The organism is Rhodococcus oxybenzonivorans (assembly GCF_003130705.1).
Classification (GTDB): Bacteria; Actinomycetota; Actinomycetes; order Mycobacteriales; family Mycobacteriaceae; genus Rhodococcus_F; species Rhodococcus_F oxybenzonivorans.
Genome location: NZ_CP021354.1, coordinates 749,033 through 770,561, shown reverse-complemented (window position 1 = coordinate 770,561; position 21,529 = coordinate 749,033). Strand labels below are relative to the sequence as shown.

Annotated in this window: 25 protein-coding genes and 1 riboswitch; of the genes, 13 read left to right on the top strand and 12 right to left on the bottom strand. The window is 64.3% G+C overall.

Going from position 1 to position 21,529, the window contains the following annotated elements; genetic code table 11:
- Positions 1–35 precede the first annotated feature (35 nt).
- Genes CBI38_RS03805 through CBI38_RS03795 form a run of 3 tightly spaced genes read left to right on the top strand, consistent with a single transcriptional unit; the run spans position 36 to position 3,916 of the window.
- Complete coding sequence (locus tag CBI38_RS03805) at positions 36–1,481, top strand: aspartate ammonia-lyase (RefSeq protein WP_109326504.1); 1,446 nt, start codon at positions 36–38, stop codon at positions 1,479–1,481.
- Positions 1,478–2,968, top strand: coding sequence for an amino acid permease (locus CBI38_RS03800; RefSeq protein ID WP_109326503.1), 1,491 nt, complete (start codon positions 1,478–1,480; stop codon positions 2,966–2,968). Before CBI38_RS03805 ends, CBI38_RS03800 begins: the two co-directional genes overlap by 4 nt.
- Entirely contained in the window at positions 2,969–3,916 is a 948-nt protein-coding gene (locus CBI38_RS03795) for an asparaginase (protein WP_109326501.1), read from the top strand.
- A 5-nt stretch (positions 3,917–3,921) separates the two neighbouring features.
- On the opposite strand, the gene CBI38_RS03790 is transcribed toward CBI38_RS03795, so the two are convergent.
- Together CBI38_RS03790 and CBI38_RS03785 are read right to left on the bottom strand one after the other, a co-directional pair.
- A complete protein-coding gene (locus CBI38_RS03790; RefSeq protein WP_109326500.1) occupies positions 3,922–4,692 on the bottom strand; it encodes a hypothetical protein in 771 nt (256 codons plus the stop codon).
- Positions 4,693–4,751: 59 nt separating this feature from the next.
- Positions 4,752–5,378: a carbonic anhydrase gene (locus CBI38_RS03785; RefSeq protein WP_109334835.1), complete on the bottom strand. Its 627-nt coding sequence runs from the start codon at positions 5,376–5,378 to the stop codon at positions 4,752–4,754.
- A gap of 99 nt (positions 5,379–5,477) precedes the next feature.
- Here CBI38_RS03785 and CBI38_RS03780 point away from each other — a divergent pair, with 99 nt between their 5' ends.
- The gene (locus CBI38_RS03780; protein ID WP_109326497.1) at positions 5,478–6,356 is read left to right on the top strand and encodes an HhH-GPD family protein; all 879 of its coding nucleotides are present in this window, start codon (positions 5,478–5,480) and stop codon (positions 6,354–6,356) included.
- A gap of 92 nt (positions 6,357–6,448) precedes the next feature.
- On the opposite strand, the gene CBI38_RS03775 is transcribed toward CBI38_RS03780, so the two are convergent.
- Positions 6,449–7,204, bottom strand: coding sequence for an alpha/beta fold hydrolase (locus tag CBI38_RS03775; protein WP_230990074.1), 756 nt, complete (start codon positions 7,202–7,204; stop codon positions 6,449–6,451).
- Between the two features lie 33 nt (positions 7,205–7,237).
- On the opposite strand from CBI38_RS03775, the gene mhuD reads away from it, so the two are divergent.
- The 3 genes from mhuD (at position 7,238) to CBI38_RS03760 (ending at position 8,780) form a co-directional block, all read left to right on the top strand.
- Positions 7,238–7,552, top strand: a complete 315-nt coding sequence (gene mhuD / locus CBI38_RS03770) for a mycobilin-forming heme oxygenase MhuD (protein ID WP_109326490.1) — start codon at positions 7,238–7,240, stop codon at positions 7,550–7,552.
- Between the two features lie 61 nt (positions 7,553–7,613).
- A riboswitch (cobalamin riboswitch) is annotated at positions 7,614–7,765 on the top strand.
- A 23-nt stretch (positions 7,766–7,788) separates the two neighbouring features.
- Positions 7,789–7,983, top strand: a complete 195-nt coding sequence (locus CBI38_RS03765; RefSeq protein ID WP_109326489.1) for a CbtB domain-containing protein — start codon at positions 7,789–7,791, stop codon at positions 7,981–7,983.
- Positions 7,984–8,000: 17 nt separating this feature from the next.
- Positions 8,001–8,780, top strand: coding sequence for a CbtA family protein (locus tag CBI38_RS03760; protein ID WP_109326488.1), 780 nt, complete (start codon positions 8,001–8,003; stop codon positions 8,778–8,780).
- Positions 8,781–8,796: 16 nt separating this feature from the next.
- On the opposite strand, the gene CBI38_RS03755 is transcribed toward CBI38_RS03760, so the two are convergent.
- Together CBI38_RS03755 and CBI38_RS03750 are read right to left on the bottom strand one after the other, a co-directional pair.
- Complete coding sequence (locus CBI38_RS03755; RefSeq protein WP_109326487.1) at positions 8,797–9,738, bottom strand: DUF5996 family protein; 942 nt, start codon at positions 9,736–9,738, stop codon at positions 8,797–8,799.
- A 115-nt stretch (positions 9,739–9,853) separates the two neighbouring features.
- Positions 9,854–10,534, bottom strand: coding sequence for a DsbA family oxidoreductase (locus tag CBI38_RS03750; RefSeq protein WP_109326486.1), 681 nt, complete (start codon positions 10,532–10,534; stop codon positions 9,854–9,856).
- 243 nt (positions 10,535–10,777) lie between these two features.
- On the opposite strand from CBI38_RS03750, the gene CBI38_RS03745 reads away from it, so the two are divergent.
- From CBI38_RS03745 to CBI38_RS03725, 5 genes are read left to right on the top strand one after another with little or no spacing between them, the layout of a single operon-like run.
- Positions 10,778–10,972 (top strand): CbtB domain-containing protein, encoded by a 195-nt coding sequence (locus CBI38_RS03745; RefSeq protein ID WP_109326485.1) that lies wholly within the window; start codon positions 10,778–10,780, stop codon positions 10,970–10,972.
- 23 nt (positions 10,973–10,995) lie between these two features.
- Positions 10,996–11,439, top strand: coding sequence for an SH3-like domain-containing protein (locus CBI38_RS40000; RefSeq protein ID WP_109326484.1), 444 nt, complete (start codon positions 10,996–10,998; stop codon positions 11,437–11,439).
- Positions 11,436–11,735, top strand: a complete 300-nt coding sequence (locus tag CBI38_RS39995) for an SH3-like domain-containing protein (protein WP_109326481.1) — start codon at positions 11,436–11,438, stop codon at positions 11,733–11,735. The genes CBI38_RS40000 and CBI38_RS39995 overlap by 4 nt, the downstream gene beginning before the upstream one ends.
- Entirely contained in the window at positions 11,732–12,415 is a 684-nt protein-coding gene (gene scnC / locus CBI38_RS03730; RefSeq protein WP_109326480.1) for a thiocyanate hydrolase subunit gamma, read from the top strand. The genes CBI38_RS39995 and scnC overlap by 4 nt, the downstream gene beginning before the upstream one ends.
- On the top strand, positions 12,415–12,747 hold the full coding sequence (locus CBI38_RS03725) for a ScnB (RefSeq protein WP_418328310.1): 333 nt from the start codon (positions 12,415–12,417) through the stop codon (positions 12,745–12,747). Before scnC ends, CBI38_RS03725 begins: the two co-directional genes overlap by 1 nt.
- Before the next feature lie 6 nt (positions 12,748–12,753).
- Here CBI38_RS03725 and CBI38_RS03720 read toward each other — a convergent pair whose 3' ends face one another.
- Complete coding sequence (locus CBI38_RS03720) at positions 12,754–13,191, bottom strand: OsmC family protein (protein WP_109326478.1); 438 nt, start codon at positions 13,189–13,191, stop codon at positions 12,754–12,756.
- 36 nt (positions 13,192–13,227) lie between these two features.
- Positions 13,228–14,178 carry a helix-turn-helix transcriptional regulator gene (locus CBI38_RS03715; RefSeq protein ID WP_109326477.1) on the bottom strand — a complete coding sequence of 317 codons (951 nt, stop codon included), beginning with the start codon at positions 14,176–14,178 and terminating at the stop codon, positions 13,228–13,230.
- 37 nt (positions 14,179–14,215) lie between these two features.
- On the opposite strand from CBI38_RS03715, the gene CBI38_RS03710 reads away from it, so the two are divergent.
- Positions 14,216–14,821 carry a TIGR03086 family metal-binding protein gene (locus tag CBI38_RS03710; RefSeq protein ID WP_109326473.1) on the top strand — a complete coding sequence of 202 codons (606 nt, stop codon included), beginning with the start codon at positions 14,216–14,218 and terminating at the stop codon, positions 14,819–14,821.
- A 64-nt stretch (positions 14,822–14,885) separates the two neighbouring features.
- Here the strand turns inward: CBI38_RS03710 and CBI38_RS03705 are convergent, their stop codons facing one another.
- From CBI38_RS03705 to CBI38_RS03685, 5 genes are all read right to left on the bottom strand, one after another.
- The gene (locus tag CBI38_RS03705) at positions 14,886–17,423 is read right to left on the bottom strand and encodes an ATP-dependent Clp protease ATP-binding subunit (protein WP_109326470.1); all 2,538 of its coding nucleotides are present in this window, start codon (positions 17,421–17,423) and stop codon (positions 14,886–14,888) included.
- 958 nt (positions 17,424–18,381) lie between these two features.
- On the bottom strand, positions 18,382–18,735 hold the full coding sequence (locus CBI38_RS03700; RefSeq protein WP_109326469.1) for a histone-like nucleoid-structuring protein Lsr2: 354 nt from the start codon (positions 18,733–18,735) through the stop codon (positions 18,382–18,384).
- A 139-nt stretch (positions 18,736–18,874) separates the two neighbouring features.
- On the bottom strand, positions 18,875–20,386 hold the full coding sequence (lysS, locus tag CBI38_RS03695; RefSeq protein WP_109326468.1) for a lysine--tRNA ligase: 1,512 nt from the start codon (positions 20,384–20,386) through the stop codon (positions 18,875–18,877).
- Between the two features lie 69 nt (positions 20,387–20,455).
- Entirely contained in the window at positions 20,456–20,878 is a 423-nt protein-coding gene (locus CBI38_RS03690) for a rhodanese-like domain-containing protein (RefSeq protein ID WP_109326466.1), read from the bottom strand.
- Positions 20,875–21,408: a cupin domain-containing protein gene (locus CBI38_RS03685; protein WP_109326465.1), complete on the bottom strand. Its 534-nt coding sequence runs from the start codon at positions 21,406–21,408 to the stop codon at positions 20,875–20,877. The genes CBI38_RS03690 and CBI38_RS03685 overlap by 4 nt, the downstream gene beginning before the upstream one ends.
- Positions 21,409–21,529 lie beyond the last annotated feature (121 nt).

Here is a 21,529-nt window from a genome sequence, read left to right as displayed (position 1 = left end):
CTGCTAGCGCGAATCCACGTGAGGAATGAAGTCAAGTGCTCGAAACGAGAACAGAACACGACCTACTCGGGGACCGCCAGGTGCCCGCAGAGTCGTACTGGGGGATTCACACGCTCCGTGCGGTGGAGAACTTCCCGATCACCGGTCGGCCGATCTCGACGAACCCCTCGTTGATTCGCGGACTCGCCTTCGTCAAATGGGCGGCATCGAGCGCCAACGAGAAGCTGGGCATTCTCGACCACCGCCGCGCCGAGGCGATCGGCCAGGCCTGCCGCGAAATTGTCGAGGGCCGCTGGCACGAGCAGTTCGTCGTCGATGTGATCCAGGGTGGCGCCGGGACGTCGACCAACATGAACGCCAACGAGGTCATTGCCAACCGGGCGCTCGAAATTCTCGGTTACGATCGCGGCGAGTACCAGCACCTGCACCCCAACGAGCACGTCAACCTCAGCCAATCGACCAACGACGTCTATCCCACGGCAGTCAACATCGCCACGATCCTGACGATCGAGGATCTGCTCGACGCCCTGCGGGTCCTGCAGGAGGCATTCGGTTCGAAGGCCGTCGAGTTCGCCGGCACGGTGAAGATGGGCCGCACCCAACTTCAGGATGCGGTCCCGATGACACTCGGACAGGAATTCGCCACCTACTCGGTGATGATCGACGAGGACCGCGCACGACTCGGGGAAGCAGCGCTTCTGGTCCACGAGATCAATCTCGGAGCCACCGCAATCGGGACCGGTCTCAACGCCCCCGCCGGGTACGCCGAGGCCGCGTGCGACAAGCTGCGCGAACTCACCGGGCTTCCCCTCGTTCTCGCCACCGACCTGGTGGAGGCTACCCAGGATGTGGGCCAGTTCGTGCACCTGTCCGGCGTCCTGAAGAGGATCGCGGTGAAGTTGTCGAAGGTCTGCAACGACCTTCGTCTCCTGTCCTCCGGTCCGCGGGCGGGACTCAACGAGATCAATCTGCCGCCGGTGCAGGCGGGATCTTCGATCATGCCCGGCAAGGTCAATCCCGTGATTCCGGAAGTGCTCAACCAGGTGGCCTACGAGGTCATCGGTCATGACGTCACCATCACGATGGCCGCCGAATCCGGCCAGCTGCAACTCAACGCCTTCGAACCGATCATCGTGCATTCGCTGTCGGACGGAATGCGGCATCTGGCCGCCGCCTGCCGCATCCTGGCCGACAAGTGCGTTCTCGGGATCACCGCCAACACCGAACTTCTGCGTGCCCGGGTCGAAGACTCGATCGGACTCGTCACCGCGCTCAATCCGTACATCGGCTATACCGCGTCGACCCGTATCGCGCAGGAAGCGCTGGTGTCCGGTCGTAGGGTCGCCGACCTCGTGATCGATGCGGGACTGCTCGACCGAGACGAACTCGATCGACTACTCAGTCCGGAGCACCTCGCTAACCTGAGGGCCGGTACGGCAACTCAGGCTCCCGTTCCGACGACCGCTGGAGTGGTGTCATGACGATCGAAAAAGACGGCCCGAGTCAGACACACGACATCTTCGTCGAGGAAGATCTGGGGTATCGAAAGACCCTCGGCCCTCGACAGATTCAGATGATCGCCATCGGTGGTGCGATCGGCACCGGTCTGTTCATGGGCGCCGGTGGACGCCTTCATCAAGCAGGACCCGCCCTTGTTCTCGTCTACGCCCTCTGCGGATTTTTCGCCTTCCTGATTCTGCGGGCACTGGGCGAGCTGGTGATGCACCGTCCCACGTCGGGTTCGTTCGTCTCGTACTCGCGCGAATTCTTCGGCGAGAAGATGGCGTTCGCCGCCGGCTGGCTCTACTGGCTGAACTGGGCGATGACCGCGGTCGTCGACGTCACTGCAGTAGCGCTCTACATGAACTTCTTCAAGAAATACTGGGCGCCGCTGGGGGACGTCGACCAATGGGTATTCGCCTTGGCGGCAGTAGCGCTCGTTTTGACACTGAACATGGTATCGGTACGCGTGTTCGGTGAATTGGAATTCTGGTTCGCGCTCATCAAAGTCGTGGCGCTGGCCGCATTCCTCTGCTTCGGGGTCTACTTCGTCTTGTTCGGTACCCCCATCGAGGGCCACACCTCCGGCTTCAACATGATCTCCGACAACGGCGGGTGGTTCCCCAACGGCATCCTGCCCGCAATCGTGGTGATTCAGGGCGTCGTATTCGCCTACGCATCCATCGAATTGGTCGGTACCACGGCCGGGGAAACCAAGAATCCGGAGAAGGTAATCCCCAAGGCGATCAACACGGTGATCCTCCGGATTCTCGTTTTCTACGTCGGATCCGTCCTGTTACTGGCGCTGCTTCTCCCCTACATGGAATATCACGCCGGCGAAAGCCCGTTCGTTACCTTCTTCGGAACGATCAACGTCGAAGGCGCAGACGCGATCATGAATCTCGTCGTACTCACCGCCGCACTGTCCTCACTCAATGCCGGACTGTATTCGACCGGACGAATACTGCACTCGATGGCCATGGCGGGGTCGGCGCCCGCGTTCGCGGCGAGGATGAACAAGGCGGGCGTCCCCTACGGCGGCATCGCTCTCACGGGATTCGTCATCCTCCTCGGTGTCGGACTCAATGCGATCGTTCCCACTCAGGCGTTCGAGATCGTCCTCAACCTGGCCGCCCTCGGGATCATCAGCGCCTGGGCCGTGATCGTGTTGTGCCAGTTGAAACTCTGGAAGTTCGCGAAGGAGGGGCGCCTCGTACGGCCAAGTTTCCGGATGTTCGGCGCCCCCTACACCGGCCTTCTGACGTTGGCGTTCCTCGTCGGCGTAGTCGTGCTGATGGCTTTCGACCACCCCGTCGGAACGTGGACCGTCGGATCGATCGCCATCATCGCCCCGCTCCTGGTGATCGGCTGGTACGCCTGCAGAAACCGCATCCGCGACCTGGCCGCCGCACGAGATGACAGCATGTCCACCGATGACTACCCGACCGCCTCGCAGGGAGGACAGTAAGTGCCTACAGTCGCCGTCGTCACCACCGGGGGCACCATCGCGAGCCGACGCGGCGAGGACGGTGTGAGCCGTCCCGTCGTCACCGGCCCGGATCTGCTCGCGACCGGAGCCGAGCGGGCGGCCACCGAGGTCCGCGTCACCGATGTCCTGTCGAAGGACAGCTCGTGTATGACCTTCGCCGACATGGATCGGGTACGCGAGGCAATCGCAGCGGAACTCCGCGACCCCACTGTCGCCGGGGTGGTCGTTCTCCACGGAACCGACACCATGGAGGAAACCGCGTTTCTGGTGGATCTGCATCACGCCGATCCCCGGCCGGTCGTCTTCACCGGGGCACAACGCACCTTCGATCATCCCGAGTCGGACGCGCAGGCCAACCTCTCGGCCGCATTGTCGGCCGCAACCGATCCGGCCATGCGTGGACTGGGAGTGTTGATTTCCTTCGGCGGAAAGCTTCATCCGGTTCCGGGGGTCCGCAAGGCGGACACGACCGCGCTCGATGCGTTCCGGTCCGTCCGCACCCCGATGCACCGCCACCGGCCCGAGCCACTGCCCTGGCGTCCGATCTCCGGCGTCCGTGTCGACGTCGTCGCGATCTACCCTGGCACGGATCGTGTGCAGTTCGACGCGTGCCGGAGCACCGGCGCGCACGGCTTGGTTCTCGATGCGCTCGGATCCGGCAACGCGAACCCCGGAATCGTCGAGGCGGTACGCGAATCCGTCGCGGCGGGTGTGCCGGTCGCCGTATCCACCCGCGTTCCGTTCGGGTCGATCTCCCCCACTTACGGCGGAGGTGGAGGCGGCTCCGATCTCATCGCGGCCGGGGCCCTCTTCTCGACCGACCTCAGAGCCGGACAGGCCCGCATTCTTCTCGCGGCACTGCTCGCCGACCCTGACCAGACCGGCCTGGAGAAGGAATTCGATCGCCGGTCCCGGATCGAGCTGTAGTCCGGTCAGCTCAGGTTGAACGGTTCCGGCGCACTACGCAGCTGTCCCAGCTGCCCCACCACGGTGTATGCGCCGGGACCCACCGGATCGCGCTGCGGTTCCGGTTGGGTGAGGCAATCCGGTGCGGACGTCTTGGCAGACCACTTCACCGTGAACTGAGCCTGCTCGCCGGGGGCGAGGGTGCGCAGGTCGGCCGCGGACTGCGGGAAGCAGTCGATGTTGGACCACAGCCGGACGCTGCCGTCGATCGTGTACACCAGCACCTGCTGCAGGCTGCTACCGAGGTCGCGCTGGCACGACGTGGTGCCGATGTTGGTGATGACCGTCGTGAAACTCGGCTCTTCCCCAGGAAGGTATGTCGGCTTGTCGGCAGCGACTTTGATGGCCAGGGATTGGTCCGGGCACTGGCCGGCCGCAACAGTCTGACCGCTGACCGCTGCACTCGTCGACCCGGCACTGCTCGATGCTCCACTGGTCGAGGAGCCCGAGGCACTTGCCGTGCCGGACCCTTCATCGCCGGCCGCGGCAGCTCCGCCGCCCCCACCCGAGCCGCCGGAACCACCACTCGACGGCGAACCCGAGGCAGTCGGTGAAATCGACACCGGCGTGGTCAACGACGAGCTGGCTGCCGCGGGGTCGGTCTCGGAATCGTCCCCACCGCGGAGGGAACTGATCAACCAGACCACCAAGAGCAGCACGACGATGGCGCCGCCGATCGCCAGCGCCCTGCGGCGCCAGTAAATCTCGGGGGGCAACGGTCCATTCGGTTCCAGCACGACGTCAACGGTAGTTCGGCAGCGTGCGGGTACGGCTCAGCGGGTGCGGCGTGTCGCGGTCAGTCCGTGAGCTCACCGATGTCTCCGACGGCGCCCTGCAGGTGGGTGCGGCCGTCGGACAGCTTGTACGTGACACCGGCGATGGCGCACGCGCCGCTCTCCACCTTCTCCGCGATGATGCGCGACCGCTGCATGAGCAGCGCACCGGTCTCCACCACATGGCGACCTTCGAGTTCGTCGACGGTACTGAGGCCCTCGCGGCGTCCCTTCAGGATCGACGGCGCCACACGTTCGACGATGCTGCGGATGAATCCGGGGGGGATGTTGCCGTCGTCGAGGGCGTCGAGCGTCGCCTTGACGGCGCCACAGCTGTCGTGACCGAGCACGACGATGAGCGGCACGTTGAGCACCCCGACGGCGTACTCGATCGACCCGAGAACCGCGTCGTCGAGGACGTGGCCTGCGGTGCGGACGACGAACATGTCGCCGAGCCCCTGGTCGAAGATGATCTCGGCGGCGACGCGGGAGTCTCCGCATCCGAACAGGACGGCCGTGGGGTGCTGGCCGCCGACGAGCTTCGCGCGATCGGCGACGCCCTGGCTGGGATGGAGCGAGGTGCCGTTGACGAACCGCTCGTTACCCTGGCGTAGGGACTTCCATGCAGAAACCGGGTTGGAGTTAGGCATGAGCATATTGTGCACCCCTCCTGTTGCACCGGCTCTGCGGGAGCATTACGTCGACGGAAATTCCGGTTGGCACTGCGGCGAAGGGACTTGTGAGAAGAAGTGACCGTGGACTCGTCTGCGCTGATCAGGTGGTACGACGCCGAGGCCAGGGATTTGCCGTGGCGTCGCGAGGGTGTGACCGCCTGGCACATTCTGATGAGCGAGATCATGCTGCAGCAGACACCCGTCGTCCGCGTTGCTCCCATCTGGGAGCAATGGGTGCAGCGCTGGCCCGTCCCGTCCCTGATGGCGGCGTCGAGCCAGGCCGACGTCTTGCGCGCGTGGGGAAAGCTCGGTTATCCGCGGCGAGCGCTGCGACTGCACCAGTGTTCCGAAGTGCTGGCCACCCAGCACGGTGACGTGGTCCCGAGCGACGTCGACACCCTCCTCGGGCTTCCCGGGATCGGCGCGTACACCGCTCGCGCAGTGGCGTGCTTCGCCTACGGGCAGCGTGTCCCCGTCGTCGACACCAATGTTCGACGGGTGGTGGCGCGCGCTGTGCACGGCAACGCGGAGCCCGGCAACCCGTCGACGGTGCGCGACCTGGCGGACGTGTCCGCGCTGCTGCCCCGGACCCGCGCCCGCGCCGCCACGTTCTCTGCGGCACTCATGGAACTCGGTGCGACGATCTGCACCGCACGCTCCCCCGAATGCTCGCGGTGTCCGCTGCCGAGTTGCGCCTGGATGGACGCTGGGCGACCAGCGCACACCGGTGAACGCAGGAAGGTGCAGAAGTTTGCGGGCACGGACCGTCAGGTTCGCGGCAAGCTCATGGCGGTGTTGCGCGACAGTTCGCGTCCGGTCGAGCGGGTTCGCCTCGACCAGGTGTGGCTCGACGACCCCGGTCAGCGTGATCGTGCTCTGCACTCGTTACTGCTCGACGGCTTGGTGGAGCAGACCGACGACGGCCTCTTCGCCCTCGCGGGTGAGGGAAGCTAGGTGCCCTCACGATCGGGCACAGACGCTGAGAAGATTGCTGGAAACCTCCACGATTGCGTCCGCAGCTGACAAACCTCTGCGCAACCGTGCGCTCAGGTCAGTTCGTGCAGGAATTCCTCGACCACTTTCCGGTACTGCTCGGGCTGATCGTCGTGGACGAGGTGCCCGGCTTCCTCGATGCGGACGTATTCGGCGTGGGGATGCCGCTCTGCCATCTTCCGCATCTGCCCCTCGGGGGTGATGGTGTACTCGCCCTCGATCAGCAGCGCCGGCACCGTGATCGAGGCCCACTGAGCCCAGAAGTGCCGGTCACCCCACTCGGCGGAGATGGCGCGGAACGTTTCGACCTCGCCATGCAGGTACCAGCCGTCGTCTCGCTGCTCGAACGAGTCGAGGAAGTACTGACCCGCGACAGGTCCGAAGTACTCGACCAAGGCCTTACGCGTCTCGAACGGTTGCGGCCAGTTCGAGATCATCGCCGCCCAGTCGTCGGCGGTACGGCCACGAAAATCAGGCGCCATGTCTTCGAGAACGAGAGCGGCGACCTTCTCCGGGAACTCGGCGGCCAGGCACCACGCGTGCAAGGCGCCCATCGAATGCCCGATGACGACCAGCGGCTCGGCGACCGGACTCAATGCCGCCGCCAGGTCTTCGACGAATGCTTCCGTCGACAGCACGGGCGGGGCGGGACGGCCGTGGCCTGCAGCGTCGAACGTGTAGACGTGGCCGTGTTCGCGCAGCCACGGAACCTGCCTGCGCCACGTCCGCGCACTGCCCATCAACCCGTGCAGCAGCAGAATCGGTCGTCCGGTGCCGCCCTCGTCGTGCAACGCACTCTCACCCACCACGACTGCGACGCTAGCGGAGTACCCTCCCCAAGCATGGCAGTGGTGAAGATCAATGCAATCGAAGTTCCCGAGGGTGCGGGCCCCGAACTGGAGAAGCGCTTCGCAGGACGCGCGCATGCCGTCGAGAATTCCCCAGGCTTTCTCGGGTTCCAGCTTCTGCGCCCGGTCAAGGGCGAGAACCGCTACTTCGTCGTCACCCAGTGGGAGAGCGAAGAGGCGTTCGAGGCGTGGCGCGACGGCCCTGCACGGGAAGCGCACGCTGGTGAGCGGCAGAAGCCGGTGGCGTCCGGCGCGTCTCTGCTCGAGTTCGAGGTGGTTCTCGACGTCTCGGCAGCGGCCGACCGTTGAGGACCTGCTCGACACAAACCTCGAGGCGAACATTGACACGGCGGCCCGCCGGGTGCGAAAGTTCGCAAGACAAAGCGATGGTTCGGCAGGAATCCGGTGCAAAACCGGAGCGGTCGCGCCACTGTAAATCGGAGTAGTCCCTCAGCTAGGCCACGGCAAGATGCGGGAACCACCTCGACAGCCAGATACTGCGGCCATCGCATGAACCTAGGGGACGCGACATCCCAGGAGGAACCATGGCACTCGTCTACGCACCCGGCGCATCGGTCGATTCGACCCGGCTCGCCGTCATCTCGTTCGCGATCGTACTTTTCGCGATGCTTGCTCTCTACCTCGTGGGATTCGACCAGGGCGCGATTTCGCGCAGTGGCATGTACATGCACGAACTGATGCATGACGGGCGCCACCTGCTGGGCCTGCCGTGCCACTGAACGAGTCGTCCGCGAACATGACACTGAGCGAGTCCTTCGGGAAGTTACTGATTCGCGGTCTGCTTGCAGGGTTGATTGCCGGAATCCTCGCCGGCGGCGTGGCATTCGTCCTCGGCGAATCGCACATCGACGCCGCCATCGCGATCGAGGAAGCGGGCAGCGCCGACCACTCGCACGGGGCGGAATCGAGTGCACCGGCTGGCCATTCGCACGACGAGGAAGAAGCCCTGGTCAGTCGCAACGGACAGCGGTTCGGTCTGTTCCTCGCGACGTCACTCGCCGGACTGGCGCTCGGGGCGATATTTGCCGTCGTCGCGCACTACGCGCGCAGGGTGACCACGCTTTCGGGTCCGGTGCTCGGTATGGTGCTCGCGTCACTCGGGTGGCTGGCGATCGAAGCCGTTCCGTTCTTCAAGTACCCGGCCAATCCGCCGGCCGTCGGCGATCCCGAGACCATCACCAGTCGCACCTGGCTGTGGCTCGCCGTGGTGGTGCTGGGTCTGCTCGCCGTGGTCGCGTCGGTATTCGCGGCGAAGGCGGTAGCTGCTCAGGAATTCCTGTCGACGCGCATCGCGGCCCCGGTGGCCGCATTCCTGGTCGTGGTCACGGTCGGATATCTGATTCTGCCTACCGTCGACGAGGTGGGCGACGACTTCCCGGCCGGCCTGCTGTGGGATTTCCGCCTCGCATCCCTCGCCACCCAGGCAACCCTCTGGCTCGCTCTCGGTCTCGTGTTCGCCTTCCTCACCGAGCGTGCCAGCCGGGCGCAGGCGCCCGCGTCGGCGAACGCCGGCTGACCCGCCTTTCAGGGCGTCAACGGAATTTGTCCCATCGGGCCGGGTCCGCCTCCAGGGCGGCCCGGTCCCAGCCACCCAGTTCGGCAGCCGCGTCGTAGGTGCTGTGCAGGAACGTCAGCAGTGCCAGATCCGGATCGTCTGCAGTTCGCACGGCCTCATACGGCAGCAAGAATTGCCGGAACTCTCCGCTGTAGAGGGCTCCGTCGGGCCCGACCGGGTAGTCGGCGAAGCCATCCGGTTCCGGGTAGGCGTACGCATAGAACGCGCCTTCGGCGCCACCACCGGGCCAGAAACCGCAGCTGCTCAGCTCGTGCGAGTAGCCCTCGACCATCACCCAGTCTCCGCAGTTCGGCGCTCCCCCAGGGTGAGTGGGCGCGGTTTTCCCGGAGAACCGGGTGCAGGCCAGGTCGAGCGCACCCCAAAAAAAGTGCACGGGACTGACCTTACCGATGAAATGCGAACGGAACTCGTGCAACACCCGGTCCGCCTGCACGAGCTGTCGCCAAAACCGGTACACCGACTCACCGTCGTACGAGCAGTGTTGGGTGTCCTCCGCGAACGGGACGGCTGGGTTCACCTCGTTGGGCCGGGCCCGAATGGTGGTCGCCACACCCAGTTCGGCCAGCGTGTCCATCGTCTCTGTGTAGAAGTCGGCCACCGACTTCGGTTCGAGGGCAACCGTCCCGCTGCCGCCCGTGCTCGTGCGGATCACCAGTCGATGGTCGGCGAAGTCGAATTCGATATCGAAGCAGTCGGTGCCGTACGGGACTGTCGACGTCGTGAGACCGCGGGGGCTGACGTACAGCGGGACCTGCCACCAGTGGTTGATCAACGGTGCGTGGGCCAAGCGGATCTTCCCGACTATCTGCGTCCACATGTGCAGGGTGTCCCGTGTCGAGGTCCAGTCCTCCACTTTCAACGCAGCCCATGTGTCTCTGGATCGTGTCTGCTCGCGCACAGTGCCTCCCTGCCGATGACGTGCATTTCAATGTGCTCTTCGGCCAAGGCGATGGCAAGCGCGTCGCACCGACACCCGGGTAGGGGCGGACCCCACTGCGCGGACACCGGAGTCGTCAGTCCACCGACGCTGCGCTCGCCTGTGTCAGCAGCTGAAGAAACACATCTTTCGGTTGAGCACCCGACACCGCGATTCGGCGGTCTGCGACGAAGAACGGCACCGCCGATACCTGCAACTGTCGTGCAGTGTCGAGGTCGGCGCGTACGGCATCCGCGCCGACGTCGGAGTCCAGCTGCTTCCGCACGACATCAGGGTCGAGACCGGTACTCGATGCGATGTCGACCAGAACCGCCCGATCGTCGATCACCGCGCCCTCACGGAAGTGCGCGCGGAACAGCGCCTCCACCACCGCGTCGCGCGAGTCGCCCGCGAGGTGAATCAGACGGTGCGCGTCGAACGTGTTGGCGGCGATCACGGTGTCGAAGTCAAGCCTGAGCCCTTCCTCTGCGGCAGTACGCGACACGTGTTCGAACATCTGACGCACCTGTTCTGCGGGCAGACCTTTGCTCTGTACGAGGGCGTCGAGCTCGCTGCGACGCTCCCCTGCCGGTGTTTCCGGCGACAGCTGATACGCCCGCCACGTCACCCGCACCCGCACCCGCACCCGCTCACGCTCCTCGAAGTCCGAGAGGGCATCGAGGAAGCGGTGCCTGCCGATGTAACACCACGGGCACGCCACGTCCGACCAGATTTCGATCTCGATGGTACGAGCGGAGTCGTCGAGTTGTGTCGTCACAGTTCGGAAAACAGTTCGAAGCCGCTTTCTGTTCCGTGACGTCGACCTCAGAAGTTGGGTTTGTCTTGGTCCGCCGCGCCGCATTTGCGCACCCGGGATTCGGCCCGCCGGGACAGTAGTCGGTCTTCGGTACCGGGAGTAACGTCGAAACGGTCGTGCCGCTGATCGAGGGGCGCTCGCCGCAATGCCCGGATGATCGGCAGTGGACGTAGTTCTCGAACCCGCACTCATTCAGGGGAAATCATGGTGTACGTCGCTTCGCCGGGCAGGACTGTCGAAACTCTCGGAGTCGTGTCGATGACCGTCGGAGTCGTCCTTCTTTCCCTCCTCATGCTCTACCTGGTCGGGTTCGACCAGGGCGTGATCTCTCGAAGTGGCATGTACCTGCACGAACTGATGCACGACGGACGCCACCTACTGGGACTTCCCTGCCACTAGTTCCACCAGGACCGGAGCCGGAGATGAACCCTAGAGCGGAATTCGAAGCACAGGCCAATCGCGTAGCCGAATTCACACCAGTCCACCACGCCGAAATGGATTCGCCCTATTACCTTTCCAACGCTGCCTTCGACGCGTTACGGCATGTTCTACACGATGTCGGCGGCCAGCCCGCTCTTCCCGTTCCGTACGAGGAGAAGGTGGAAGAAGACTGGGAGATGCGCACCTACGTCACTTGTGAATGCCTCGGATGGCGGGGTGTGTGGAATTCGGAAGAGCGCCGTCGTGCCGAGAACGACCTGGGTGCAACGCTCTATTTCGGTCTGCCGTACTACGCCCGGTGGATCACGGTGGCGGCCAAGACACTGATCAACAAAGGCCTCATCACCCCTGACGAACTCTCCGCGAAGATCGACGAGGTTCGCCGGCGGTCGAGTGACCAACGAGCAGGTGGGAGTCCGTCGTGAGTAAGTTCCGGATCGGCGATCGGGTCACCGTCCGGGACGCGACGTCGATGTTCCACACCAGAACTCAAGCGTTCATCCGCGGGCACACCGGCGTGATCGTCGAATATCGACCGGAATGGGTGATACCCGAAGACGAGGCGTGGGGAAGGGTGGACGACGGACGAACGGAACCGTTCTATGTAGTGCGTTTCAAGCAGACCGACCTGTGGCCTCGCTACACCGGCTTCGACGTCGACACTTTGGAAACCGAATGCTCCGAGCGCTGGCTCGAGCTTGCAGGGGAGGCTGAGACATGACGCATTCGCACGACGACCACACCCCGATCCAAGCGTCGGAAGAGATCAGCGAATTCGAGATCCTCGAAACGGCGATCCGCGAACTGTCCATCGAGCACGGCCTGTTCTCCCATGAGGACCATCGCAGATTCTCGGAGTGGGCCGAATCCGTCGGGCCCTCCGGAGGGTCCAAGCTCGTCGCCAAGGCATGGGTCGACCCGGAATTCAAGAAGCGGCTGTTGGCCGACGGAACCGAGACGTGCAAGGAAGTCGGAATCGACTGGCGCGATCCGACCGGGTCCGGGACACCGAGCGACTACACCTACTTCTATGTGCTGGAAAACACGCCGAAGGTGCACAACGTCATCGTTTGCACGCTGTGTTCCTGCTACCCGCGGCCCGTTCTGGGCATGTCACCCGATTGGTACCGCACGCCCAACTACCGGCGCCGGATGGTCCGCTGGCCCCGGGAAGTCATAGCAGAGTTCGGCTTGCACTTTCCGCCCGATGTGGAAGTGCGCGTCCACGACTCGAATCAGAAGTCCCGGTTCATGGTGATGCCGATGCGGCCGTCCGGAACCGAGGATTGGAGTGAAGAGCAACTCGCATCGATCGTTACCCGCGACACCATGATCGGGGTCGCAGTACCTCAGGTGGACTGGACGGCGACCACGCCACCCTCGGTTGGAGGCCCACAGTGATGACTGAAAGAGGCTACGAAGTACTCCTGAACACGTTGACACCCTCCACGACCCGTGACGATGCCACGCTTCCCGACCTCGACCGTAAACCCGACCCCTGGGAATCGAGAATGCAGGCCACGGCTGAATGCCTGTCCTGGCGTGGCGCCTTCGACAATCTCGAGAGGCGCCACACCGAGGACGAGCTGGGCGAGACCGTCTACCGCGACTTCCCGGTCCGCAGCCGCTCCGTCATCGCGACTGCCCATGCGCTGATGGACAGGGGCGTGATCAGTCAAGAGGAGCTGCAGGCCAAGATGGAAGAGATCCGCGCCCGATTCAACCGGCAGTGACGCGGCTCAGGACTCGAGGGCCGCGTCGAGCGTGATCTCGACACCGGTCAACGCCTTGCTGACAGGACACGACTCCTTGGCCGCCTGTGCGGCTTTGGCGAACCCGTCGGCGTCCAGGCCTTCCACTTCACCTCGCACGGTGAGAAGGATGCCGGTCAGCTTGAAACCCGGAGTGTCCGGACCCAGGGACACATCGGCTTTCACCTCGAGACTCTGCGGAGTTCCGCCTGCCTCCGCGATCAGCGCGGACAACTGCATCGCGAAGCAGGACGAGTGCGCTGCGGCGATCAACTCTTCGGGGCTGGTGGTTCCGTCCGCGTTGTCGGCCGCTCGCTTGGGGAACGACACGTCGAACGTGGCAACTCCCGAGCTGGTGAGTTCGACTTGCCCCCCTCCCTGTTCGAGCGTTCCGTTCCAGGCGGTGCGTGCGGTACGTGTCGGCATGCCGATCCTCTCGTGTGACGTCAGTTCTCCTCGAACCTACTCGTACCGTGCGAGCATCCGCATCGCTCTGGACCGCAGTTCTGTCCGCAGATCCGGAGGTTCCAGGACCTCGACATCGTCGCCCATCGCCCAGAGCACACCGTGCGCATGGGCACGGTCGCCGAACACCACCTCGACGCGAACCCGACTACGGTCGAACACGGACTGGGAGCGCACACCGAACACCCGTTCCACGAGATCGTCCCGGCGGGCCACACGCACGAGTACGTCCGCGACAACCGGTTCCGTTCTCGCCCGGAACGCTGCGCGGCGACGCTGCCAGATGGCGGCGAGGTCGATGTCGGCCGGCCGGTGCGCAGGTTCCTCCAGTTCCACTGCCTCCTCGATGCGCTCGAGTCGGTACATCCTCTCCCTGCCGGCATCCATGGCGACGAGGTACCACCGTCCGGACGCGTAAATGAGTCCCAGCGGGTCGACAATTCTCCGGACCGCCGCCGCGCCTCTCGACGCGTACAGAATGCTCAGGCGACGTCCGACGAACACGGCCTGCTGGATCAGACCGAGATATTCGTCGGCTTGGTCCGGGTCCGACAACCAGGTTCCTTGAGTGACGAAAATTCGTTCGGCAACCTTGGTGGCCGCTGCGCGGTGTGCGTCGGGCATCGCCGCCACCACCTTGCGCATCGCCGACGCAAAGGCCGGAGCCATGCCCAGTGACTGCGAGGTGGCGGCGGAACCGGCCGCCAGCAGAGCCTTCGCCTCGTCGAGGGTCAGACCGGTGAGGTCCGTCGTGAATCCGGGGAGCAGTTCGAAGCCGCCGTCCCGGCCACGCTCGGCATACACCGGTATCCCCGCCGACGACAGAGCGTCGATGTCACGCAGCACGGTACGCGGTGATACCTCGAGCTCGCGGGCAAGCGCCGACGCCGACATCCGACCACGGTTTCGGAGCAGCAGCACCAGCGACAGCAGACGGTCGGCACGCATGGGAAAAGTTTCGCAGAAATACATGACAGGAGATGTCATGTTTCGCGGCGATAGTTGCCGCATGACGACACAAACCACCGATCCCCGTCCCCTCTACCGCGAGGCACTCGCCTGGACAACCGGCCTCATCGACAAGGTCAGCGAAGACCAGCTGGCGGCGTCCACCCCGTGCGCCGACTTCGACGTCCGCACCCTTCTCGGCCATCTGGTGGCCACCGTGGAACGTGCCCGGGTCATCGGCGAAGGCGGGGATCCGGGCACGATCCCCCTCGTCGTCACCGAATTCTCCGACGGGGACTACGCAGCCGCCTATCGGTCCGCGATCGAACGGATGTGGCCGGCCTGGGGCGACGACCGGTTGGACGCCGACGTTCGAGCGCCGTGGGGGACGGTGCCCGGCCGTGCGGCCGTGTGGGGATACATCAACGAGACACTGGTCCACGGCTGGGACATCGCTGTCGCCACCGGTCAGCACTCCGAAGCTCGGCCCGCGCTCGCCGAAGCGGCGCTCGCCGTCGCCCGCCAGGCGATTCCGGCCGAAGTCCGCGGTGGACAGGTTCCATTCGCCGAAGTGGTCGATCCCAAGCCTGCCGCGGGCCCGACCGAGCGCCTGGCCAACTGGTCCGGACGCAAGAGCTTCTGACCCCGCATGCGACGAACGGGCCGCCGGTGGAAATCCACCGGCGGCCCGTTCGTGTGATAGTTACCTACTCCGAGTCGGACGCGCCCGACTTGGCCAGGTCGATCGGAACCTCATCGGGCACCGTGACCGGCTTGGTCTCGCCACGGAACGTGAACTTCGCGTCCTCGCCCGCACCCTCGCCGTCCCAGTTCTCGACGTCGACGTACACGATCTGACCGGGGCCGACCTCGCCGAAGAGGATCTTCTCCGACAGCTGGTCCTCGATCTCGCGCTGGATGGTGCGACGCAGCGGCCGTGCACCCAGGACCGGATCGAAGCCACGCTTGGCCAGAAGCGACTTGGCCTTGTCGGTGACCGCCATGGTCATATCCTTGTTCTTCAGCGCCACCTCGACGCGTGCCACCATCAGGTCCACCATCTTGACGATCTGCTCGGTGGTGAGCTGGTGGAAGACGACGATGTCGTCGATGCGGTTGAGGAACTCGGGCCGGAAGTGCTTCTTCAGCTCGTCGTTGACCTTGAGCTTCATCCGCTCGTAGTTCGACTCGTCGCCCTTGCCCGACGTGAATCCGAGGCCCACCGCCTTGGAGATGTCCGAGGTTCCGAGGTTCGAAGTGAAGATGAGCACCGTGTTCTTGAAGTCCACGGTCCGGCCCTGGCCGTCGGTGAGACGGCCGTCTTCGAGCACCTGCAGGAGGGTGTTGTAGATCTCCTGGTGTGCCTTCTCGATCTCGTCGAACAGCACCACGCTGAACGGCTTGCGGCGCACCTTTTCGGTGAGCTGGCCGCCCTCTTCGTAACCGACGTAGCCGGGAGGGGCACCGAACAGCCGCGACGCGGTGAAGCGGTCATGGAACTCACCCATGTCGATCTGGATGAGAGCGTCGTCCTCGCCGAACAGGAAGTTGGCGAGAGACTTGGCCAGCTCGGTCTTACCGACACCGGACGGGCCGGCGAAGATGAACGAACCGGACGGACGCTTCGGATCCTTCAGGCCGGCGCGGGTACGACGGATCGCCTTGGCGACAGCCTTGACCGCGTCTTCCTGACCGATGATCCGCTTGTGCAGCTCCTCCTCCATGCGGAGCAGACGCGTGGTCTCCTCCTCGGTGAGCTTGAACACGGGGATGCCGGTCCAGTTGCCCAGAACCTCGGCGATCTGCTCGTCGTCGACCTCGGCGATGACGTCCAGGTCACCGGAACGCCACTGCTTCTCCCGCTCCGCGCGCTGCGCGACGAGGGTCTTCTCCTTGTCCCGCAGGTTCGCGGCCTTCTCGAAGTCCTGCGCGTCGATCGCAGATTCCTTCTCACGGCGGGCATCGGCGATCTTGTCGTCGAATTCGCGCAGGTCCGGCGGTGCGGTCATCCGGCGGATACGCATCCGGGCTCCGGCCTCGTCGATGAGGTCGATCGCCTTGTCTGGCAGGAAGCGGTCGTTGATGTAGCGGTCGGCCAGCGTGGCGGCAGCAACGAGTGCACCATCCGTGATGGACACGCGGTGATGCGCCTCGTAGCGGTCGCGAAGACCCTTCAGGATCTCGATGGTGTGTTCCACTGTCGGCTCGCCGACCTGCACCGGCTGGAACCGGCGCTCGAGTGCGGCGTCCTTCTCGATGTACTTGCGGTACTCGTCGAGGGTGGTGGCACCGATGGTCTGCAGTTCACCGCGAGCGAGCTTGGGCTTGAGGATCGAGGCCGCGTCGATGGCGCCCTCGGCCGCGCCGGCACCCACGAGGGTGTGCAGCTCGTCGATGAACAGGATGATGTCGCCGCGGGTGTTGATCTCCTTGAGGACCTTCTTCAGGCGTTCCTCGAAGTCACCGCGGTAGCGGCTGCCGGCCACGAGCGACCCGAGGTCGAGCGTGTACAGCTGCTTGTCCTTGAGCGTCTCGGGGACCTCGCCGTTGACGATGGCCTGGGCCAGACCTTCCACGACGGCGGTCTTACCGACACCGGGCTCGCCGATCAGCACGGGGTTGTTCTTGGTACGGCGCGACAGCACCTGCATGACACGCTCGATTTCCTTCGAGCGGCCGATGACGGGGTCGAGCTTGCCTTCGAGGGCTGCCTGGGTGAGGTTGCGACCGAACTGGTCGAGCACCAGCGACGTCGACGGGGTGCCCGCCTCGCCGCGAGTGCCGCCCGCTTCGGCCGGCTCCTTGCCCTGGTAACCGGACAGCAGCTGGATGACCTGCTGGCGCACGCGATTGAGATCGGCACCGAGCTTGACCAGCACCTGCGCCGCGACACCTTCACCCTCGCGGATGAGGCCGAGCAGGATGTGCTCCGTACCGATGTAGTTGTGTCCGAGCTGCAGCGCCTCGCGCAGGCTGAGCTCCAGGACCTTTTTGGCACGCGGGGTGAAGGGGATGTGGCCGGACGGGGCCTGCTGGCCCTGGCCGATGATCTCCTCGACCTGGCTGCGCACTCCTTCGAGGGAGATGCCCAACGACTCCAGCGACTTGGCAGCGACACCTTCGCCCTCGTGAATGAGGCCGAGCAGGATGTGCTCCGTACCGATGTAGTTGTGGTTGAGCATCCTGGCTTCTTCTTGAGCCAGGACAACAACGCGCCGTGCGCGATCGGTGAACCTCTCGAACATCGCTCTCCCTCACACTTTCCGACGAGCAGTCACGAGACCGGGTGTCTCGTCCCTGTTCGCCGCGTTTCGCTCCGGCACAACAAGCAGATCGCCACCGCCTGCTCGAACGCCTCAGCCCTGAATTGGCCTCAGCCCTGAACCGACGAAGGTTCCACGACCCCATCTCATACTCTAGTTGGCTGCCGATCGACCTGCTGCCCCTCCACCCCTTTAGGTGAGCGGGCGAGCCTGCTTATCGTATTCAACGCCCCAGCTCCGGCATTCGTTTCGCTTCCCTGTACGCCTGGAGCGAACAGGGAAGGCGAGGCCGACGAGGCCACCGTTTCGTAGCCGCCGGGGTGGGCTCGAACAGATACTTCTGTCCAGTTGTTCGTCGCAAGGACGTTGCCGGATGGGTCGACCACAGTTCCCACAGCTGTCGCGAAGTCCGCGACCCGCACGCAGTCGTTTCCGTCGCAGCGTTGCCGCACGAACAGAAAGCCTGCCAGTCCGGCCTGTCCCGACAGGGTATGTCGATGACCTGTGTGTTCGCCACCCACTCCCTGCCGACGCAGTCCCCCGACACGACTGAGGGCAGAGCAGATCCTGCGGCGCCTCGAGGACGCATCCGAAAGCTCGCAGGAAACCGGCGGTGGCGATGGGGCCGGAAAGTCGCGTCCGGCGACACGGCCGGAGGTCGGCGAGCACACGAGGGTTCAGGTCGGTGTGGGCGAGAGCATCTGTGTTGTCGCTTCGCGCAGCACACTGGACAGGGAAGATTCCGCTCCCGGAAGGGGCTGTTACGCCGAGGTCGGTCCCCTGTCGGCCTACAGCCCGAACGCCAGGAACAGAATTGCCGAATCCGCACGCAACGAGGCGTGGCCAGTCCACATTAACCGATTATCCGATCAGTCGTGGACCGTAACAGCCGAGAAGGCTCCCGGGGACCGATTCAGCGAATTCTGTTCCCAGCCGACATTCAGTTCGCTTTGTTGTACGCGTCGATAATTTCGGCGGAGATCCGTCCGCGTGCAGAAACCTTTTTGTTGTTCTTGCGCGCCCATTCACGGATGGCGGCGCTCTGTTCCCGGTCGACAGAAACGCGGGACTTGGTAGCGGCCGGGGCTGCCGCCACGGTCTTGCCACGCTTGCGCGAACTGACCTTTCGGGCATGCGAAACCCACACGTCGAGCTGCTCGCGCAATTTAGCCGCATTCTCCGAGGAAAGGTCGATCTCGTACTGGACACCGTCGAGTCCGAACTCGACGGTCTCATCAGCAGATGCCTCTTGATCGACATCGTCGATCAGGGTGACGGTAACCTTCTTGGCCATGGGATGAATTTCCTCTCGAATGAAGCGAACGTGTCATCGTCAACGCGAGCTACTACCCGGAGGTAACCATACCCTTGATTCGTCGTCTCGGAATACGGAGAATGGACTTATCTTATTTGCACGATTTCGTCGAGGTGAATCAGCGGGACGAGGGGCGAACAATGGGAAAGAGGATTGTTTCCCGGATTCCCAATCCCGTCAATGCCATGAGCAGTCGATCGATTCCCATTCCGGTACCGGTGGTGGGAGGCATTCCCTGCTCCATCGCGGCGAGGAACTCCTCGTCGAGGACCATCGCCTCGTCGTCACCGGCCGAGGCCAGCCGGGCCTGATCGACGAAACGCTCACGCTGAATCACCGGATCGACCAATTCCGAATAGCCGGTGGCCAACTCGAAGCCGCGCACGTACAGGTCCCACTTCTCCGTGATTCCCGGTTCGGTCCGGTGGTCCCGTGTGAGCGGAGACGTCTCGACCGGGAAGTTCCGAACGAATGTGGGCTCGTACAACTGGTCGCCGCACTGGTGCTCCCATAGTTCTTCCACTAGCTTTCCGTGCCCGTACCCCTTGTCCTTGGGTACCTCGAGGCCTACCTTCTGAGCGAGCGCAAGCAATTCGTCGACGGTGGTCGCGGGGGTCACCTCGACACCGATCGCCTGTGACAGCGACGGGTACATCTCGAGGGTCTTCCATTCGCCACCGAAGTCGTATTCGGTGCCGTCCGCAAGTGTCACCACGGTCGACCCGAAAGCCGCCTCGGCGACTTCCTGAACCAGTTCACGGATCATGACGGCGGAATCGTCGTACGTGCCGTAGGCCTCGTAGGTCTCGAGCATCGCGAATTCCGGCGAATGGGTGGAATCGACGCCCTCGTTCCGGAAATTGCGATTGATTTCGAAAACCTTCTCGATACCGCCGACGACGCACCTCTTCAGGAACAGTTCCGGCGCAATACGCAGATAGAGGTCGATGTCGAGGGCATTGGAATGAGTGACGAAGGGCCGGGCCGCGGCGCCACCGTGGAGCGTCTGCAACATCGGTGTCTCGACCTCGAGGAATCCGCGGCGTTCGAGACCATTGCGCAGTTCTCGTACTACGGCCACCCGCTTGCGCGCATTCTCGCGCGCCTCCGCTCGCACGATCAGGTCGGCGTAACGCTGCCGGACGCGCGATTCCTCGCTCATCTCCTTGTGCGCTACCGGCAACGGACGAAGCGACTTCGCGGCGATCTGCCACGAATCGGCCATCACGCTCAACTCGCCACGACGGGAGCTGATCACCTCACCGTGGACGAACACGAAATCACCGAGATCGACATCGGCCTTCCAGGACGCGAGCGCGTCCTCCCCGACAGAGGCGAGGCTGATCATCGCCTGCAGCTGGGTGCCGTCGCCTTCCTGCAGCGTCGCGAAGCACAACTTGCCCGTGTTGCGGACGAAGATGACACGACCCGCGACACCGACCACGTCACCTGTCGTGGTGTCGGGCGCCAGCTCCGGATACTTCGCGCGGATCTCCGACAGCGTGTGGGTGCGCGCAACCGACACCGGGTACGCCTCGCGCCCCTCCGCGAGGATCCGCGCACGCTTCTCCTGACGGATCCGGAGCTGCTCGGGGGTGTCGTCGACTGGCTGGTCTGCTGCTTCACTCACGGGTCACCAGCCTAATCGACCGCCCGCGGCGCCCCTATTCAGGAGTCTTCGGGCGTCGGCCGGCTTCGGTCAATGGGCCGACACGGTGGCCAGCTCGCGCGCGCAGTGCCGCGAGCCGATGAGCGCTCCCAGAAGTCCCGCCGCCTTGATCGCTTTGTACCCGCCGACAAGGTCGGTCGCCTTGTGCAGGCCAAGTTGTTGCAATGACGCGGCAGCGAGACTCGACGTGTAGCCCTCGGAGCAGACGATGATCCACTCCACATCGTGGTTGACTGCCAATGCCAGGTGCGCCGAGCTGGTGGGGTCGAGGCGCCACTCGAGCACGTTCCGTTCGATGGCCAGAGCGCCGGGCAGTGTGCCTTCGACGGCCCGCTGCGCCTGCGGTCGGATATCCACGACGATCGCACCGCGCGCCACCGCCTCGGGCAGCTCGAACGCGTACATCCGGTCGATCTGCGTGCGAGCCTCTTCGAGCATCTGATCGATGGTCATTTCGAACCGCCCTCGGGGAGATCGGTGAGTTCACTGCGGGTGCGGCGCAGGGTGCCGTGCTCGGTGACCTCGTAGTAGGACATGGCCGTCAGCGGCGGCGAGTAGGCGTGCACGCTGAGAGTCGGCGTCGAAACACTCGCTCCGGGCACGTCCTGGGCGCGCACGACGTCGTGAACCCATCCGAGCGGGAAGGAAGCCTGATCGCCTGCTTCCAACGTCCGGTGACGCAGGCGGTCACCCGCCCAGCGAAACTCGGAGAGGGCCCCACTGAGAACGGTGAGCGCCCCGAAAGAGCCTGCGTGGTCGTGCAATTCGGTGTTTCGATCCAGAACCCAGCTGATCAGCCAGACATCGATGTCGTCGTCGCTGTACAGCCGCGAGGACCAGCGTTCATCGGCCGGCCATCGATGTGGGAGGAGGTTGTCGTGCCGGCCGTCGAGGACCTCGGCAGCACCTTGATCGGTGATGCGCAGCAGATCGGCCGGACGAAGACGGGTGGGTACAGCTGCAGAAGAATAGGTTGCGAGCACGAGAGAGACTCCAGAAGTGTGAATTGGTCAAGGCAGCGTTCAGCCTCGACAACACTCCTGAGCACTCGCGCAGCGATTCACGCCGACCATTGTGGCACATCTTCCGGGCGGACGGAACCCG

Excerpts from the sequence above, each read along its gene's own strand:
- CBI38_RS03800 (WP_109326503.1), top strand. The coding sequence starts at position 1,478 with ATGACGATCGAAAAAGACGGCCCGAGTCAGACACACGACATCTTCGTC.
- CBI38_RS03785 (WP_109334835.1), bottom strand. The coding sequence starts at position 5,378 with ATGCCTAACTCCAACCCGGTTTCTGCATGGAAGTCCCTACGCCAGGGT.
- mhuD (WP_109326490.1), top strand. The coding sequence starts at position 7,238 with ATGGCAGTGGTGAAGATCAATGCAATCGAAGTTCCCGAGGGTGCGGGC.
- CBI38_RS03765 (WP_109326489.1), top strand. The coding sequence starts at position 7,789 with ATGGCACTCGTCTACGCACCCGGCGCATCGGTCGATTCGACCCGGCTC.
- CBI38_RS03760 (WP_109326488.1), top strand. The coding sequence starts at position 8,001 with ATGACACTGAGCGAGTCCTTCGGGAAGTTACTGATTCGCGGTCTGCTT.
- CBI38_RS03745 (WP_109326485.1), top strand. The coding sequence starts at position 10,778 with ATGGTGTACGTCGCTTCGCCGGGCAGGACTGTCGAAACTCTCGGAGTC.
- CBI38_RS40000 (WP_109326484.1), top strand. The coding sequence starts at position 10,996 with ATGAACCCTAGAGCGGAATTCGAAGCACAGGCCAATCGCGTAGCCGAA.
- scnC (WP_109326480.1), top strand. The coding sequence starts at position 11,732 with ATGACGCATTCGCACGACGACCACACCCCGATCCAAGCGTCGGAAGAG.
- CBI38_RS03725 (WP_418328310.1), top strand. The coding sequence starts at position 12,415 with ATGACTGAAAGAGGCTACGAAGTACTCCTGAACACGTTGACACCCTCC.
- CBI38_RS03720 (WP_109326478.1), bottom strand. The coding sequence starts at position 13,191 with ATGCCGACACGTACCGCACGCACCGCCTGGAACGGAACGCTCGAACAG.
- CBI38_RS03715 (WP_109326477.1), bottom strand. The coding sequence starts at position 14,178 with ATGCGTGCCGACCGTCTGCTGTCGCTGGTGCTGCTGCTCCGAAACCGT.
- CBI38_RS03710 (WP_109326473.1), top strand. The coding sequence starts at position 14,216 with ATGTTTCGCGGCGATAGTTGCCGCATGACGACACAAACCACCGATCCC.
- CBI38_RS03705 (WP_109326470.1), bottom strand. The coding sequence starts at position 17,423 with ATGTTCGAGAGGTTCACCGATCGCGCACGGCGCGTTGTTGTCCTGGCT.
- CBI38_RS03700 (WP_109326469.1), bottom strand. The coding sequence starts at position 18,735 with ATGGCCAAGAAGGTTACCGTCACCCTGATCGACGATGTCGATCAAGAG.
- CBI38_RS03690 (WP_109326466.1), bottom strand. The coding sequence starts at position 20,878 with ATGACCATCGATCAGATGCTCGAAGAGGCTCGCACGCAGATCGACCGG.